General features: G+C 77.3%; 15 protein-coding genes. All 15 read left to right on the top strand.

What is annotated here, in order from left to right; genetic code table 11:
• Positions 1-69 precede the first annotated feature (69 nt).
• Positions 70-1284, top strand: coding sequence for a bifunctional phosphopantothenoylcysteine decarboxylase/phosphopantothenate--cysteine ligase CoaBC (coaBC, locus tag ACU616_RS24985; protein WP_446761087.1), 1215 nt, complete (start codon positions 70-72; stop codon positions 1282-1284).
• Positions 1285-1404: 120 nt separating this feature from the next.
• Positions 1405-2601, top strand: a complete 1197-nt coding sequence (gene metK, locus ACU616_RS24980) for a methionine adenosyltransferase (RefSeq protein WP_446761086.1) — start codon at positions 1405-1407, stop codon at positions 2599-2601.
• Positions 2602-2720: 119 nt separating this feature from the next.
• A complete protein-coding gene (locus ACU616_RS24975; protein ID WP_446761085.1) occupies positions 2721-3101 on the top strand; it encodes a hypothetical protein in 381 nt (126 codons plus the stop codon).
• Positions 3098-3736 (top strand): hypothetical protein, encoded by a 639-nt coding sequence (locus ACU616_RS24970; protein ID WP_446761084.1) that lies wholly within the window; start codon positions 3098-3100, stop codon positions 3734-3736. Before ACU616_RS24975 ends, ACU616_RS24970 begins: the two co-directional genes overlap by 4 nt.
• A 41-nt stretch (positions 3737-3777) precedes the next feature.
• Positions 3778-5769 (top strand): primosomal protein N', encoded by a 1992-nt coding sequence (locus ACU616_RS24965; protein ID WP_446761083.1) that lies wholly within the window; start codon positions 3778-3780, stop codon positions 5767-5769.
• 90 nt (positions 5770-5859) lie between these two features.
• Positions 5860-6393 carry a peptide deformylase gene (gene def / locus ACU616_RS24960; RefSeq protein ID WP_446761082.1) on the top strand — a complete coding sequence of 178 codons (534 nt, stop codon included), beginning with the start codon at positions 5860-5862 and terminating at the stop codon, positions 6391-6393.
• Entirely contained in the window at positions 6342-7319 is a 978-nt protein-coding gene (gene fmt / locus ACU616_RS24955; protein ID WP_446761081.1) for a methionyl-tRNA formyltransferase, read from the top strand. Before def ends, fmt begins: the two co-directional genes overlap by 52 nt.
• On the top strand, positions 7316-8710 hold the full coding sequence (locus ACU616_RS24950; RefSeq protein WP_446761080.1) for an RsmB/NOP family class I SAM-dependent RNA methyltransferase: 1395 nt from the start codon (positions 7316-7318) through the stop codon (positions 8708-8710). Before fmt ends, ACU616_RS24950 begins: the two co-directional genes overlap by 4 nt.
• A gap of 139 nt (positions 8711-8849) precedes the next feature.
• On the top strand, positions 8850-9524 hold the full coding sequence (rpe, locus tag ACU616_RS24945) for a ribulose-phosphate 3-epimerase (protein ID WP_446761079.1): 675 nt from the start codon (positions 8850-8852) through the stop codon (positions 9522-9524).
• Positions 9524-10582, top strand: a complete 1059-nt coding sequence (ribD, locus tag ACU616_RS24940; protein ID WP_446761078.1) for a bifunctional diaminohydroxyphosphoribosylaminopyrimidine deaminase/5-amino-6-(5-phosphoribosylamino)uracil reductase RibD — start codon at positions 9524-9526, stop codon at positions 10580-10582. Before rpe ends, ribD begins: the two co-directional genes overlap by 1 nt.
• A gap of 1 nt (position 10583) precedes the next feature.
• Positions 10584-11192 (top strand): riboflavin synthase, encoded by a 609-nt coding sequence (locus ACU616_RS24935; RefSeq protein WP_446761077.1) that lies wholly within the window; start codon positions 10584-10586, stop codon positions 11190-11192.
• Positions 11189-12511, top strand: coding sequence for a bifunctional 3,4-dihydroxy-2-butanone-4-phosphate synthase/GTP cyclohydrolase II (locus tag ACU616_RS24930; RefSeq protein WP_446761076.1), 1323 nt, complete (start codon positions 11189-11191; stop codon positions 12509-12511). The genes ACU616_RS24935 and ACU616_RS24930 overlap by 4 nt, the downstream gene beginning before the upstream one ends.
• The gene (ribH, locus tag ACU616_RS24925; protein WP_446761075.1) at positions 12508-13047 is read left to right on the top strand and encodes a 6,7-dimethyl-8-ribityllumazine synthase; all 540 of its coding nucleotides are present in this window, start codon (positions 12508-12510) and stop codon (positions 13045-13047) included. Before ACU616_RS24930 ends, ribH begins: the two co-directional genes overlap by 4 nt.
• Positions 13044-13307 carry a phosphoribosyl-ATP diphosphatase gene (locus tag ACU616_RS24920; RefSeq protein ID WP_446761074.1) on the top strand — a complete coding sequence of 88 codons (264 nt, stop codon included), beginning with the start codon at positions 13044-13046 and terminating at the stop codon, positions 13305-13307. The genes ribH and ACU616_RS24920 overlap by 4 nt, the downstream gene beginning before the upstream one ends.
• Positions 13308-13335: 28 nt before the next feature.
• A complete protein-coding gene (hisG, locus tag ACU616_RS24915; RefSeq protein WP_446761073.1) occupies positions 13336-14202 on the top strand; it encodes an ATP phosphoribosyltransferase in 867 nt (288 codons plus the stop codon).
• The last annotated feature ends 158 nt before the right edge of the window (positions 14203-14360 follow it).

Genomic DNA, 14360 nt, shown 5'->3' with positions numbered 1-14360 from the left:
CACACCTGGACCGATGAGGAGGCACCCGGCAGTCGCCGGGTGCCTTGTCGCGTCTGGAGGATGGTGCGCATGAGCCGGATCGTGCTGGGGGTCGCCGGGGGCGTGGCCGCCTACAAGGCCGCGCTGCTGCTGCGCGCGCTCACCGAGGCCGGGCACGACGTGCGCGTCGTCCCCACGCCCGGCGCCCTGAACTTCGTCGGCGCGGCCACCTTCGAGGCGCTGTCGGGGCACCCGGTCACCACCGACGTGTGGTCCGACGTGCCCGAGGTGGCCCACGTGCGCATCGGGCAGACCGCCGACCTCGTCGTCGTCGCCCCGGCCACCGCCGACCTGCTCGCCCGCGCCGCCGCCGGGCGCGCCGACGACCTGCTCACCGCCACGCTGCTCACCGCGCACTGCCCGGTCGTGTTCGTGCCGGCCATGCACACCGAGATGTGGCTGCACCCGGCCACCCGGGACAACGTGGCCACGCTGCGCCGCCGCGGCTCGATCGTGCTGCCGCCGGCGGTCGGCCGGCTGACCGGTCCCGACTCCGGGCCGGGGCGGCTGCCCGAGCCCGCCGACGTCGCCGCCCTGGCCCAGGTCGCTTTGACCGCCGGGGCCGGCGTCCTGCGCGCCGACCTCACCGGCCGGCGGGTGGTGGTCAGCGCCGGCGGTACCCGCGAGCCGCTGGACCCGGTCCGCTACCTCGGCAACCGCTCGTCGGGGAAGCAGGGCTGGGCGCTGGCCCGGGTCGCCGCCGCCCGCGGCGCCGAGGTCGTGCTGGTGGCGGCCAACGTCGACCTGCCCGCGCCGTTCGGCGTGCGCGTCGTGCCGGTCGGGACCGCGGAGGAGCTGCGGAGCGCGGTGCTCGCCGAGGCCCCGGACGCCGACGTCGTGGTCATGGCCGCCGCGGTCGCCGACTTCCGGCCGGCCGCGGTCGCGGCCACCAAGCTGAAGAAGAAGGACGACCCCGGCCAGGTCCCGGAGGTGTCGCTGGTGCGCAACCCCGACGTGCTCGCCGAGTTGGTCACCAAGCGCACGCCCGGACAACTGGTGGTCGGCTTCGCCGCCGAGACCGGCGACGAGAGCGGTGACGTGCTCAGCCACGCCCGCGCCAAGCTGGCCCGCAAGGGCTGCGACCTGCTCGTGGTCAACGACGTCTCCGGCGGCGGGGTGTTCGGCCGGCCCGACAACGCCGCAGTCGTGCTGGCCGCCGACGGCAGCGCCACCGACGTGCCGCGCGGCAGCAAGGACGCCGTCGCCGCGGCCGTGTGGGAGACCGTGCTGCCGCGGCTGGCCTGAGCCACCGCCCGCCCCGGCCCCCGTGCCCTGCCGAGCGGCGGGACACGCCGGTAACGTCATCGCTCGGCCGGGCGGGCAGCCCTCGGCCCCGACCTCAGTCACCGACGCAGGGAGAACCGAGTGCCACGCCGCCTCTTCACGTCCGAGTCGGTGACCGAGGGCCACCCGGACAAGATCGCCGATCAGATCAGCGACGCGATCCTCGACCAGATGCTCGGTCAGGACCCGCGCAGCCGGGTCGCCGTCGAGACGATGATCACCACCGGTCAGGTGCACATCGCCGGCGAGGTCACCACCGCCGGCTACGTCGACATCGCCGACGTCGTCCGCCGGACGATCCTCGGCATCGGCTACGACTCCTCCCGCAAGGGCTTCGACGGCGCCTCCTGCGGGGTCAGCGTCTCGATCGGCGCCCAGTCGCCCGACATCGCCCAGGGCGTCGACACCGGCTACGAGGCGCGCACCGCCGGCTCCGCCGAGGACGAGATCGAGCGGCAGGGCGCCGGCGACCAGGGCCTGATGTTCGGCTACGCCACCGACGAGACCCCCGAGCTCATGCCGCTGCCGATCGCGCTGGCCCACCGGCTGGCCCGCCGGCTCTCGGCGGTCCGCAAGGACGGCTCGGTGCCCTACCTGCGGCCCGACGGCAAGACCCAGGTCACCGTCGTCTACGAGGACGACCGCCCGGTCGGCGTCGACACCGTGGTCGTCTCCTCCCAGCACGCCGAGGACATCTCCATCGAGCAGCTGCTGACCCCGGACGTCGAGGAGCTGGTGGTCGAGCCCGAGCTCGCCGCGCTCGGCCTGCCCACCACCGGCCACCGGCTGCTGGTCAACCCGACCGGCAAGTTCGTCATCGGCGGTCCGATGGGCGACGCCGGCCTGACCGGCCGCAAGATCATCGTCGACACCTACGGCGGCATGGCCCGCCACGGCGGCGGCGCGTTCTCCGGCAAGGACCCCTCGAAGGTCGACCGGTCGGGTGCCTACGCCATGCGCTGGGTGGCCAAGAACGTCGTCGCCGCGGGGCTGGCCCGCCGCTGCGAGGTGCAGGTCGCCTACGCGATCGGCGCCGCGCACCCGGTGGGCCTGTTCGTCGACTCGCACGGCACCGGCACCGTGGCCGACGACGTCCTGGAGAAGGCGGTCACCACGGTGTTCGACCTGCGCCCGGGCGCGATCGTGCGCGACCTGGACCTGCTGCGGCCGATCTACGCGCCGACCGCCGCCTACGGCCACTTCGGCCGCACCGACGTCGAGCTGCCGTGGGAGCGCACCGACCGCGTCGAGGCGCTGCGCTCCGCCGTCGGGGCCTGAGCACGCCTCGTCGGGGAAGGTGCGATCGGGGCGCGCCCCGGGGTGGCGGCAGGCGGCTGTCCACCGAGGGCTTCAACAGGCCGTTGACAACGGTCCGTTGAGGCCCGAGCCTGGTCGTCATGGCTCCTCCCGACGACGACCAGGCCCGCGCGGCGCACGAGGCCGACGCCCGGACCCGACTCCTCGACGCGGGCGCGTCCGCGCTCCCGCGGCCGCCGTGGCTGCGGGGCGCGCAGCCGCCGGCCGCGGCCGAGCTCGTCCGGTTCGCCCTGTGGCGCGCCGCCGGTGACGGCCTGGACGACGACGCGGTGCTGGCCGCGATCGCCCTGCTGCCCGCCGTCCGCGCGGAGGTCGACCAGCTCGAGGCCGGGCTGCTGCTGACCGCCCGCGCGTCCGGGCTGTCCTGGCAGCGCATCGCAGCAGCGCTCGGACTGGCCTCGCCGCAGGCGGCGCAGCAGCGCTTCGACCGGGTGAGCGGCCGCGTGGACGGACGCGCGTGATCCCGCACGCGTCCGAGCTCGAGGACCTCGCCCTGCACGGCGTGCGGGTGCTCGGCTTCCCGACGACGGCGCGCGTCGCCGGCCGCTTCGGGCTCGACCGGGACGCCGTCGAGGAGATGCTGCTCGACGCCGAGGCGTGCGGCTGGGTGCAGCGGCTGTCCTTCGGCGGCAGCTCGGGCTGGTCGCTCACCGACGCGGGCCGGGCCGAGGGCGAGCGCCGGCTGGCCGCCGAGCTCGACGCGCTGGGCGCCCGCGACGTGGTCGCCGACGTGCACGCCCGCTTCCGGCCGCTCAACCGCCGCTTCGGCGCGGCGTGCACCGACTGGCAGCTGCGGCCCACCCGCCTCGACCCCCTGGCGTCCAACGACCACACCGACTGGCGCTGGGACGAGCGCGTGCTGCGGACGCTGCGGTCGGTCGGGGACGGGTTCACCGGCCTCTGCGGCGAGCTCAGCGGCCGGCTGGCCCGCTTCGGCGGGTACGCCGGGCTCTACGCCGCCGCGCTGCGCCGGGTGGACGCCGGCGAGCGCGGCTGGGTCGACGGGCACGACCGCGACTCGCTGCACCTCGTGTGGATCCAGTTCCACGAGGACCTGCTGGCCACGCTGGGCGTCGAGCGCGGCACCGACCCCTGAGCCGCGGGTCCTGTCACCGCGGCTCGGTAGCGTCCTCCCACGTGCCAGACGACCCCGCCGTGCCCGCGCCGCAGGGAGCGCCGCGGGTCGCCCGGGTCGTCGTCGACGTGCCGCTGGCCCATCTCGACCGCCCGTTCGACTACGCCGTCCCCGACGAGCTGGCCGGCCAGGTGCGGGCCGGCTGCCGGGTGCGGGTCCGCTTCGCCGGGCAGCTGGTCGACGGGTTCGTCCTCGAGCTCACCGACGTCAGCGAGTCCGGCCGCAGGCTCGCCCCGCTGGCGAAGCTGGTGTCGCCCGAGCCGGTGCTCACCCCGGAGGTCGCCGAGCTGGCCCGCTCGGTGGCGCAGCGCTGGGGCGGCACGCTGACCGACGTCCTGCGGCTGGCCGTCCCGCCGCGCCGCGCTGCCGCGGAGAAGCGCCCGCCGGCCGACCCGCCGCCACCGCCGGAGCCGCCCGACCCGGCCGGCTTCGCCCGCTACCCCACCGGGCCGGCGCTGCTGACCGCGGTGGCCGAGGGCCGGCCCGCCCGCGCGGTGTGGACGGCGCTGCCCGGCGAGGACTGGCCGGCCCGGCTCGCCGAGCTGTGCCGGGCGGCGCTCTCCGGCGGGCGGGGCGCGCTCGTGGTGGTCCCCGACGGCCGCGACCTCGACCGGCTGGAGGCGGCGGCCACCGCACGGCTGCCGCAGGGGTCGTTCGTCGTCCTGCGTGCCGACGCCGCCCCCGACGCACGGTACCGGCGCTTCCTCGACGCCGCCCGCGGCAGCGCGCGGGTCGTGCTCGGCACGCGGGCCGCGGTGTTCGCGCCGGTCGCCGACCTCGGCCTGGTGGCCGTCTGGGACGACGGCGACGACCTGCACGCCGAGCCCCGCGCCCCGTACGCGCACGCCCGCGACGTGCTCCTCCACCGGGCGCACCTGGCCTCCTGCGCCGCCGTCGTCGCGGCCACCGCGCGCACCGCCGAGGCGCAGCTGCTGGTCGAGAACGGCTGGGCGCACGAGCTGGTCGCCGACCGCGCCACCCTGCGCGCGGCGTCCCCGCGGGTGCAGGCCCTCGGCGAGGACCACGAGCTCGCCCGCGACCCGGCCGCGCGCACCGCCCGGCTGCCCAGCCTCGCCCACCGGGTGGCGCGCGCGGCGCTGGCCGAGAGCACCCCGGTGCTCGTGCAGGTGCCGCGGGCCGGCTACGCGCCGGGGCTGTCCTGCGACCGCTGCCGGGCGCCGGCCCGCTGCGCCGTCTGCTCCGGACCGCTCGGCATCGCACCGACCCCCGGGCCGGGCGGCTCGCGCGTGCCCGCCTGCCGCTGGTGCGCCCGCCCGGCGGCCACCTTCGACTGCCCGCACTGCCACGGCACGAAGCTGCGGGCCTCCGTGGTCGGGGCGTCGCGGACGGCCGAGGAGCTGGGCCGGGCGTTCCCCGGCGCGCCGGTGCGGGTGTCGGGGCGCGGGTCCGGTGTGCTGCCCTCGGTGCCCGCCGGGCCGGCGCTGGTGGTGGCCACGCCGGGCGCCGAGCCGGTGGCCGAGGGCGGGTACGGCGCGGCGCTGCTGCTCGACTCCTGGGCGCTGCTGGGCCGCGCCGACCTGCGCGCGGGGGAGGAGACCCTGCGGCGCTGGATGAACGCGGCCACGCTGGTGCGCCCGCACGGGTCGGTCGTCGTCGCCGCCGACGCCGCGCACCCCGTCGTCCAGGCGCTGGTCCGGTGGGACCCGGGCTGGCTGGCCGAGCGCGAGCTGGCCGACCGGCGTGCCCTCGGCTTCCCGCCGGCCACCCGGATGGCCGCGCTGTCGGGCTCGCCGCCGGCGCTGGCCGAGTTCCTGCAGGCCGCCCGGCTGCCGCCCGACGCCGACCTGCTGGGCCCGGTGCCCGAGCTCCCGCGGCCCGGCCAGGAGGGTGAGCGGGAGCGCTACCTGGTGCGGGTGCCGCGCGGCGCGGGCGCGGCGCTGGCCGCCGCCCTGGCCGAGGTGCAGGGCGTGCGCAGCGCGCGGAAGGCCGCCGAGCACGTGCGCGTCCAGCTCGACCCGTTGGAGCTGGTCTGAGACCGGCCGTCCCGGTGGCCCCTCGGCAGGGGCCCGGCGCGAGCTCGCGAGTGGCGGGGGGCCGAGGGGTCCTTCTTCTACGATCGACTCGTGAGCGTCACCCCCATCCGGCTGCTGGGCGACCCGGTCCTGCACCGGCCCGCGGCTCCCGTCGTCGACTTCGACGCGGAGCTGCGCCGGCTGGTCACCGACCTGACCGAGACCATGCACGCCGCCGGCGGCGCCGGGCTGGCCGCGCCGCAGATCGGCGTGGGCCTGCGCGTGTTCACCTGGTACGTCGACGGGGAGGTCGGCCACCTGGTCAACCCGTCGGTCGACCTGGTCGGGGAGGAGACCGAGGAGGCGCCCGAGGGGTGCCTGTCGATCCCCGGTTACCGCTTCGACTGCCGCCGTCACCTGCACGTGGTCGCCACCGGCTGGAACCAGCACGGCGACCCGGTGCGGGTCGAGGGCTCGCACCTGCTGGCCCGCGCGGTGCAGCACGAGGTCGACCACCTCGACGGCGTGGTGTTCGTCGACCGGCTCGACCCGAAGGCCCGCGCGGCCGCGCTGGCGGCGCTGGCCGAGGCGGAGTGGAAGGACATGGCCGCCTGGGTCCCGCGCGTGGAGGTGAGCCCCCACTGAGGCTCCTGTTCGCCGGGACGCCGGAGCCCGCCGTCCCCTCGCTGGAGGCGCTGCTGGCCTCCGACCACGAGGTCGTCGCCGTCCTCACCCGCCCCGACGCCCGCTCCGGCCGCGGCCGGAGGGTGAGCCGCTCCCCGGTGGCCGAGCGCGCCGACGCCGCCGGTCTGCCGGTGCTCACCCCCCGCTCGCCGCGCGAGCCGGAGTTCCTGGCGCAGCTGGCCGACCTCGCCGTCGACTGCGCGCCGGTGGTCGCCTACGGCGCGCTGGTGCCGCCCGCGGCGCTGGACGTGCCCGCGCACGGCTGGGTCAACCTGCACTTCTCGCTGCTGCCGGCCTGGCGCGGCGCCGCCCCGGTGCAGCACGCGCTCATGGCCGGCGACGAGGTCACCGGCGCGTGCACGTTCCGGCTCGAGCAGGGCCTGGACACCGGGCCGGTCTACGGCGTGGTCACGGAGCCGATCGGCCCGCGCGACACCGCCGGCGACCTGCTCGGCCGGCTCGCCGTCAGCGGCGCCCGGCTGCTCGTGGCCACCCTCGACGGCATCGCCGCCGGCGGCCTCGTGCCCCAGCCCCAGCCGGCCGAGGGGGTCAGCCTGGCGCCGCGGATCGAGACCGCCGACGCGCGGGTCGACTGGGCGCTGCCGGCGCACGTCGTCGACCGGCGCGTCCGCGGCGTGACGCCGGTGCCGGGCGCGTGGACGACGTGGCGCGGCGACCGGCTGCGGCTGGGCCCGGTCGAGCCGCTGCAGGGGCCCCCGGAGCTGCCGCCCGGCGAGGTGGCGGTGCGGCCGGACGGCGTCGTCGTCGGCACCGGCCGGGGCGCGGTGCGCCTCGGCGAGGTGCAGCCCGCCGGCAAGCGCCTGCTGCCCGCGGCCGACTGGGCGCGCGGCGCCCGCCCGGCGCCCGGCGAGCGGCTCGGCGCGTGAGCGGCCCGCCCCGGCGCCCCGCCGCGCCCCGTGGGGGACGGCGCGACCGCCGTCCGCCCCGCCGCGCACCCCTCGACGGGGCCCGGCTGACCGCCTACGACGTCCTCGACGGCGTCTCCGCGCGGGAGGCCTACGCCAACCTGCTGCTGCCGCAGCTGCTGCGCGAGCGCGACCTCGAGCCGCGCGACGCGGCCTTCGTCACCCAGCTCGCCTACGGGGCGCTGCGGGCGCAGGGCACGCTCGACGCCGTCCTCGCCCGGCTGGTCGACCGGCCGCTGAGCGACCTCGACCGGCGGGTCCTCGACCTGCTCCGCCTGGGCACCTACCAGCTGCTCGACCTGCGGGTGCCCGCGCACGCCGCCGTCGCCACGACCGTCGACCTCACCCGCGCCGTCGTCGGGACCGGCGCCTCGGGTCTGGTCAACGCCGTCCTGCGCAAGGTGGCCACCGGCGGCGACCGCGCCGCGTGGCTCGAGCAGCTGGGCGCCGAGGGCGACCGGCGCCTCGCGCTGGCCACCGACCACCCGGAGTGGATCGTGGCGGCCTGGCGCGAGGCCCTGGGGGGCGACGAGGAGCTCGAGGCCGCCCTGCTGGCCGACGACGCCGCGCCGGAGGTGCACCTGGTGGCCCGCCGGGTGACCCGGGAGGCACTGGCCGAGGAGTCGGGCGGGACGCCGGGGCCGTGGTCGCCGTACGCCGTGCGGCTGGGCGGCGGCGACCCCGGCCGCATCCGGTCCGTGCGCGAGGGCGCCGCCGCGGTGCAGGACGAGGGCAGCCAGCTCGCCGCGCTGCTGCTCGCCCGGGTGCCGCTGGAGGGCCCGGACGCGCGCTGGCTCGACGTCTGCGCCGGCCCCGGTGGCAAGGCGGGCCTGCTGGCCGCCGTCCGCCCGGCCGGGGTGCACCTGACCGCCGCCGACCGGGCGCCGCACCGCGCCGAGCTGGTCCGCGGGGTGCTGGCCGGGGAGGACGACGTCGAGGTGCTCGTCGCCGACGGCCGCGAGCCGCCGTGGGCCCCGGGCTCCTTCGACCGGGTGCTGCTCGACGCGCCGTGCACCGGGCTGGGCGCGCTGCGCCGCCGTCCCGAGGTGCGCTGGCGGCGCGGCCCCGGGGACGTCGGCCCGCTGGCGCAGCTGCAGACGGCGCTGCTGGACGCCGCACTGACCTCCGTGCGGCCTGGCGGGGTGGTCGCCTACGTGACCTGCTCGCCGCACGTGGCGGAGACGGTCGCGGTCGCCGACGCCGCGGCCGCCCGCGACGACGTCGACGTGCTGCCGGTGGCCCCGCTGCTCGAGGGCGTGCCCGCGGTGCAGCGGGGGCCGTACGGGCAGCTGTGGCCGCACCGGCACGGCACCGACGCGATGTTCACGGCCCTGCTGCGCCGCACCCGCTGAGCCCGGCTGCGACCGAGCCGGCGAGATCTGCACACTCGCGGCCATCAGCACCGCGAACGTCGCGAGTGTGCAGATCTCGCGGGTGGCGACCCGACCGCGACCGGGAGGGGTGATCGCCGCGGACCTAGACTCGGAGGTCGTGGCCCGCACCCCGATGATCGCCCCCAGCCTGCTCTCGGCGGACTTCGCCCGGCTGGCCGACGAGGTGGCGCGCGTGGCCGACGCCGACTGGCTGCACGTCGACGTCATGGACGCCCACTTCGTGCCCAACCTGACCCTGGGCCGGCCGGTGGTGGAGGCGATCCAGGCGGTCAGCCCCGTGCCGCTGGACTGCCACCTGATGATCGAGGCGCCGGAGCGCTGGGCGCCCGGCTACGCCGAGCTCGGCGCCCGCAACGTCACCGTGCACGCCGAGGCCTGCACCGGCGACCCCCGCGACGTCGCCCGCGACCTCCGCGCCGCCGGCGCCCTGGCCGGCCTGGCCATCAAGCCGGGCACGCCGCTGGAGGACTACACCGAGGTGCTGCGCGACTTCGACACCCTGCTGGTCATGACCGTCGAGCCCGGCTTCGGCGGCCAGGCGTTCATGGCCGAGGTGCTGCCCAAGGTCCGCCGGGCCCGCGAGCTGGTCGACACCGGCCACCTGCGGCTGTTCGTCGAGGTCGACGGCGGCATCAACGCCGACACGATCGAGCAGGCCGCCGCGGCCGGCGCCGACGTCTTCGTCGCCGGCTCGGCCGTCTACGGCGCCGACGACCCCGCGCGGGCCATCGCCGCGCTCCGCGCGCAGGCCGCCGCGGCGGTGCGGGGGTGATGCCCACCCCGGTCGAGTCGGCCGCCATGGCCCGGGCGCGCGAGCTCGGTGCGTCGGTCCTCGGCACCACCAGCCCGAACCCCGCCGTCGGCGCCGTCGTCCTCGACGCGGACGGCGCGGTCGTGGGGGAGGGCGCCACCTCCCCGCCCGGCGGCCCGCACGCCGAGGTGCACGCGCTGGCGCAGGCCGGCGACCGGGCGCGGGGCGGCACCGCCGTGGTCACCCTCGAGCCGTGCGCGCACACCGGCCGCACCGGGCCGTGCGCCGACGCGCTGCTGGCCGCCGGCGTCGCGCGGGTGGTCGTCGCCGTCCCCGAGCCCACCGGCCTGGCCGGGGGAGGCGCCGACCGGCTCCGGGCCGCGGGGGTCGACGTCGAGCTCGGCGTCGAGCAGGCCGCCGCCGAGGAGGGCGCCCTGGGCGCGTGGCTCACCGGGGTCCGGGAGGGGCGCCCGCAGGTGGTGTGGAAGGTCGGGGCGACCCTCGACGGGCGGGTCGCGGCCGCCGACGGCACCAGCCGCTGGATCACCGGCGAGACCGCCCGCGCCGCCGTCCACGCGCTGCGCGCCACCTGTGACGCGGTCGTCGTCGGCTCGGGCACGGCGCTGGCCGACGACCCGCAGCTCACCGTCCGCGACGCCGACGGCCGCGACGCCGCCCGCCAGCCGCTGCGCGTCGTCCACGACCGGCGCGGCCGGCTGCCGGCCACCGCGCGGGTGCTCGACGACGCCGCCCCCACCCACGTCAGCGCCGCGGCGGGCCCCGCCGAGCTGCTCGCCGAGCTGTTCGGCCGCGACGTGCGCCGGGTGCTGCTCGAGGGCGGCCCCACCCTGGCCGCGGCGTTCCTGCGCGCCGGCCTGGTCGACGAGGCCGTCGTCCACCTCGCGCCCACGCTGCTCGGGGCCGGCCTCTCCCTGGTGGGCGACCTGGGAATCAGCACGATCTCCGCGGCGCTCTCCCTCGAGGTACGGGACGTCACCCTGCTGGGCGGGGACGTGCAGGTCCGCCTGCGGCCCACCCGTCACACTGGGGACCGACCGCACGCGGACGAGAGGGGTTGAGGTGTTCACCGGCATCGTCGAGGAGGTCGGCTCCCTCGCCGCGCGCGAGGACGCCGGTGACGCCGCGGTCCTGCGCATCCGCGCCCGCCGCGTGCTCGAGGACGTCGCGCTCGGCGACTCGATCGCGGTCAACGGCGTCTGCCTGACCGTCACCGGCACCGACGGCGAGGTGTGGACCACCGACGTCATGGCCGAGACCCTGCGCCGCAGCAGCCTCGGCGCCCTGGTCGACGGCGACCCGGTCAACCTCGAGCGGGCCGTGGCCGCCGGGGGCCGCCTGGGCGGGCACGTGGTGCAGGGCCACGTCGACGGCGTCGGCCGGGTCGTCTCCCGGACGCCGGGCGAGCACTGGGAGGTCGTGCGGGTCGCGCTGCCACCGGACCTGGCCCGCTACGTCGTCGAGAAGGGCTCGATCACCGTCGACGGCGTCTCCCTCACCGTGAGCGCACTGAGCGCCGCCGACGACCCCGAGCCCTGGTTCGAGGTCAGCCTGATCCCCACCACCCTCCGCGAGACCACGCTCGGCCGCCGCGCCCCGGGGGACCCGGTCAACCTGGAGGTCGACGTGATCGCGAAGTACGTGGAACGCCTGCTGGGAGCACGCCGATGACCGGCCCCGTCCGCCTCGACTCCGTCGAGAGCGCCATCGCCGCGATCAAGGACGGCCGCCCCGTCGTCGTCATCGACGACGAGGACCGCGAGAACGAGGGCGACCTCATCTTCGCCTCCGAGCTGGCCACGCCCGAGCTGGTCGCGTTCATGGTCCGGTACACCTCGGGCTACATCTGCGTCTCGGTCACCGAGGCCGACGCCGACCGCCTCGACCTGCCGCCGATGTTCCGGGTCAACCAGGACCGCCGCGGCACCGCCTACACCGTCACCGTCGACGCCCGCGCGGGCGTGACCACCGGCATCTCCGCCGCCGACCGGGCGCACACCATCCGGCTGCTCGCCGGCGCCGAGACCTCCTCGGCCGACCTCGCCCGGCCCGGCCACATCGTGCCGCTGCGTGCCCGGGACGGCGGCGTGCTGCGCCGCCCCGGACACACCGAGGCCGCCGTCGACCTCGCCGTCCTGGCCGGCCTGCGCCCCTCGGGCACGCTGTGCGAGCTGGTCAGCGAGAAGGACCCCACCGGCATGGCCCGCGCCGAGGAGCTGCGGGTCTTCGCCGACGAGCACGAGCTGTGCCTGATCTCCATCGCCGACCTGATCGCCTACCGCAAGCGCTTCGACAAGCTCGTCGAGCGCGTCGCCGAGGCCACCGTGCCGCTCGCGCCGGGCACCTTCACCGCCGTCGGCTACCGCAGCGCCTACGACGAGCGCGAGCACGTCGCCTTCGTCTACGGCGACATTGGCGACGGCGCGGACGTGCTGGTGCGGGTGCACTCCGAGTGCCTCACCGGCGACGTCTTCGGCTCGCTGCGCTGCGACTGCGGCCCGCAGCTGCAGGCGGCGCTGGCCGCCGTCGCCCACGAGGGCCGCGGGGTCGTGCTCTACATCCGCGGGCACGAGGGCCGGGGGATCGGCCTGCTGCACAAGCTGCAGGCCTACCAGCTCCAGGACGCCGGGATCGACACCGTCGACGCCAACCTCGACCTCGGCCTGCCCGCCGACGCCCGCGACTACGGCACCGGCGCGCAGATCCTCGTCGACCTCGGCGTGCACACCATGCGGCTGCTGACCAACAACCCGGCCAAGCGCGCCGGGCTGGAGGGCTACGGCCTCAAGGTCACCGGCCGGGTGCCGCTGCCCAGCCACGTCACCGCCGAGAACCTGGCCTACCTGCGCACCAAGCGCGACCGGATGGGCCATCTGCTCGACATCATCGAGCCCGAGACCGAGTCCGGGCCGGCCGACGTCCCCGCCGGTGGGCGCGCCACCGTCCCTGGCACCGACGTCCCCCACCGCCGGCCGGAGCAGCAGCTGTGAGCGGTCAGGGCCGCCCCGAGGCGCAGGCGGTCGACGCCGCCGGCCTGTCGCTGGGCATCGTGGCCACCACCTGGCACGCCGAGATCACCGAGGCGCTGCTCGCCCGCGCGGTCGAGGCCGCCCGGGCCAGCGGGGTCGCCGAGCCGACCGTCGTGCGCGCGCCGGGTGCGGTGGAGCTGCCGGTGGTCGCCCAGGCGCTGGCCGAGCAGCACGACGCCGTCGTCGCCCTCGGGGTGGTGATCCGCGGCGGCACCCCGCACTTCGAGTACGTCTGCGACGCCGTCACCGCCGGCCTGACCCGGGTCGCCCTCGACGCGGGGCGGCCCGTCGGCAACGGCGTGCTGACCTGTGACACCGAGGTGCAGGCCCGCGACCGGGCCGGGCTGCCCGGCTCGGCCGAGGACAAGGGCTGGGAGGCCACCGTCGCCGCGCTGGCCACCGCGCTGACCCTGCGCGGGCTGCGGGCCCCGCAGCGGGCCACCGGCTTCCAGGCCACGCCCGCCGTCGCACCGGTCCCCGGGCAGGGCATCGCGTGAAGACCTTCGACGAGCTGTTCGCCGAGCTGTCGGGCAAGGTCGCCGCGGCCGACCCCGCCTCGGGCACCGTGACCGCCGTCCGCGACGGTGTGCACGCCGCCGGCAAGAAGGTGGTCGAGGAGGCCGCGGAGTCCTGGATGGCCGCCGAGCACGAGGGCCCCGAGCGGACGGCGGAGGAGATCAGCCAGCTGCTCTACCGGGTGCAGGTCCTCATGCTCGCCCGCGGGCTGACCCTCGACGACGTCTACACCCACCTGTGAACCACCCACGACCCCGAGGAGTACCCCTGTGCTGCGCGTCGCCGTCCCCAACAAGGGCGCCCTGAGCGAGCCCGCGGCCGCGATGCTCGACGAGAGCGGCTACCGCCAGCGGCGCAGCACCAAGGACCTCGCCGTCTACGACCCCGACAGCGACACCGAGTTCTTCTACCTGCGCCCGCGCGACATCGCCGTCTACGTCGCCGCCGGCACGCTCGACGTCGGCATCACCGGTCGGGACATGCTGCTGGAGACCGCGCCGGCCGAGGGCGAGGGCCACTCGGCGGTGGAGGTCATGCCGCTGGGCTTCGGCCGCTCCTCGTTCCGCTTCGCCAGCCCCGTGGAGTCGCCCATCGACACCGTGGAGCAGCTGGCCGGCAAGCGGATCGCCACCGCGTACCCGGTGCTGCTGCAGCGCTTCCTCGACGAGTCGGGGATCAGGGCCGGTGTGGTCAAGCTCGACGGCGCGGTGGAGACCGCCTGCCGGCTCGGCGTGGCCGACGCGGTGTGCGACGTCGTCGAGACCGGGACGACGCTGCGCGCGGCCGGGCTGCGGATCATCGGCGAGCCGGTGCTGAGCAGCGAGGCGGTGCTCGTCCGCCGGGAGGGCGCCGAGGAGATCCCCGCCGTCGCGCAGCTGCGCCGCCGGCTGCGCGGGGTGCTGGTGGCCCGGCAGTACGTGCTGCTCGACTACGACTGCCCCGACGAGCTGCTGGAGAAGGCGACCGCGCTGACGCCCGGGCTCGAGGGCCCCACCGTCAGCCCGCTGCAGACCGAGGGCTGGTCGGCGGTGCGGGCGATGGTCCGCCAGAGCGACACCAACCGGGTCATGGACGAGCTCTGGGAGCTCGGCGCCCGCGCGATCCTGGTCACGAGCATCCACGCCTGCCGCATCTGAAGGAGGACCACCCTGCCCCCACTCGCGAGCTCGCGGCGGGCCCCCGCAGGGCGGCCGGCCACCCTCTGCGCCTCCGGGGCTCGGCGCGGGTCCCTGCGGGGAGGCCGCGCACACCACCCGGTACGACAGCGGCCCGCTCCCGGCGTCGGGAGCGGGCC

The sequence above is a fragment of the Geodermatophilus sp. URMC 62 genome, assembly GCF_052931475.1.
The sequence above is the reverse complement of the archived record's forward strand: the minus strand, read 5'-3'. Positions and strand labels throughout refer to the sequence as shown.

Excerpts from the sequence above, each read along its gene's own strand:
- coaBC (WP_446761087.1), top strand. The coding sequence starts at position 70 with ATGAGCCGGATCGTGCTGGGGGTCGCCGGGGGCGTGGCCGCCTACAAG.
- ACU616_RS24975 (WP_446761085.1), top strand. The coding sequence starts at position 2,721 with ATGGCTCCTCCCGACGACGACCAGGCCCGCGCGGCGCACGAGGCCGAC.
- ribD (WP_446761078.1), top strand. The coding sequence starts at position 9,524 with ATGCCCACCCCGGTCGAGTCGGCCGCCATGGCCCGGGCGCGCGAGCTC.
- ACU616_RS24930 (WP_446761076.1), top strand. The coding sequence starts at position 11,189 with ATGACCGGCCCCGTCCGCCTCGACTCCGTCGAGAGCGCCATCGCCGCG.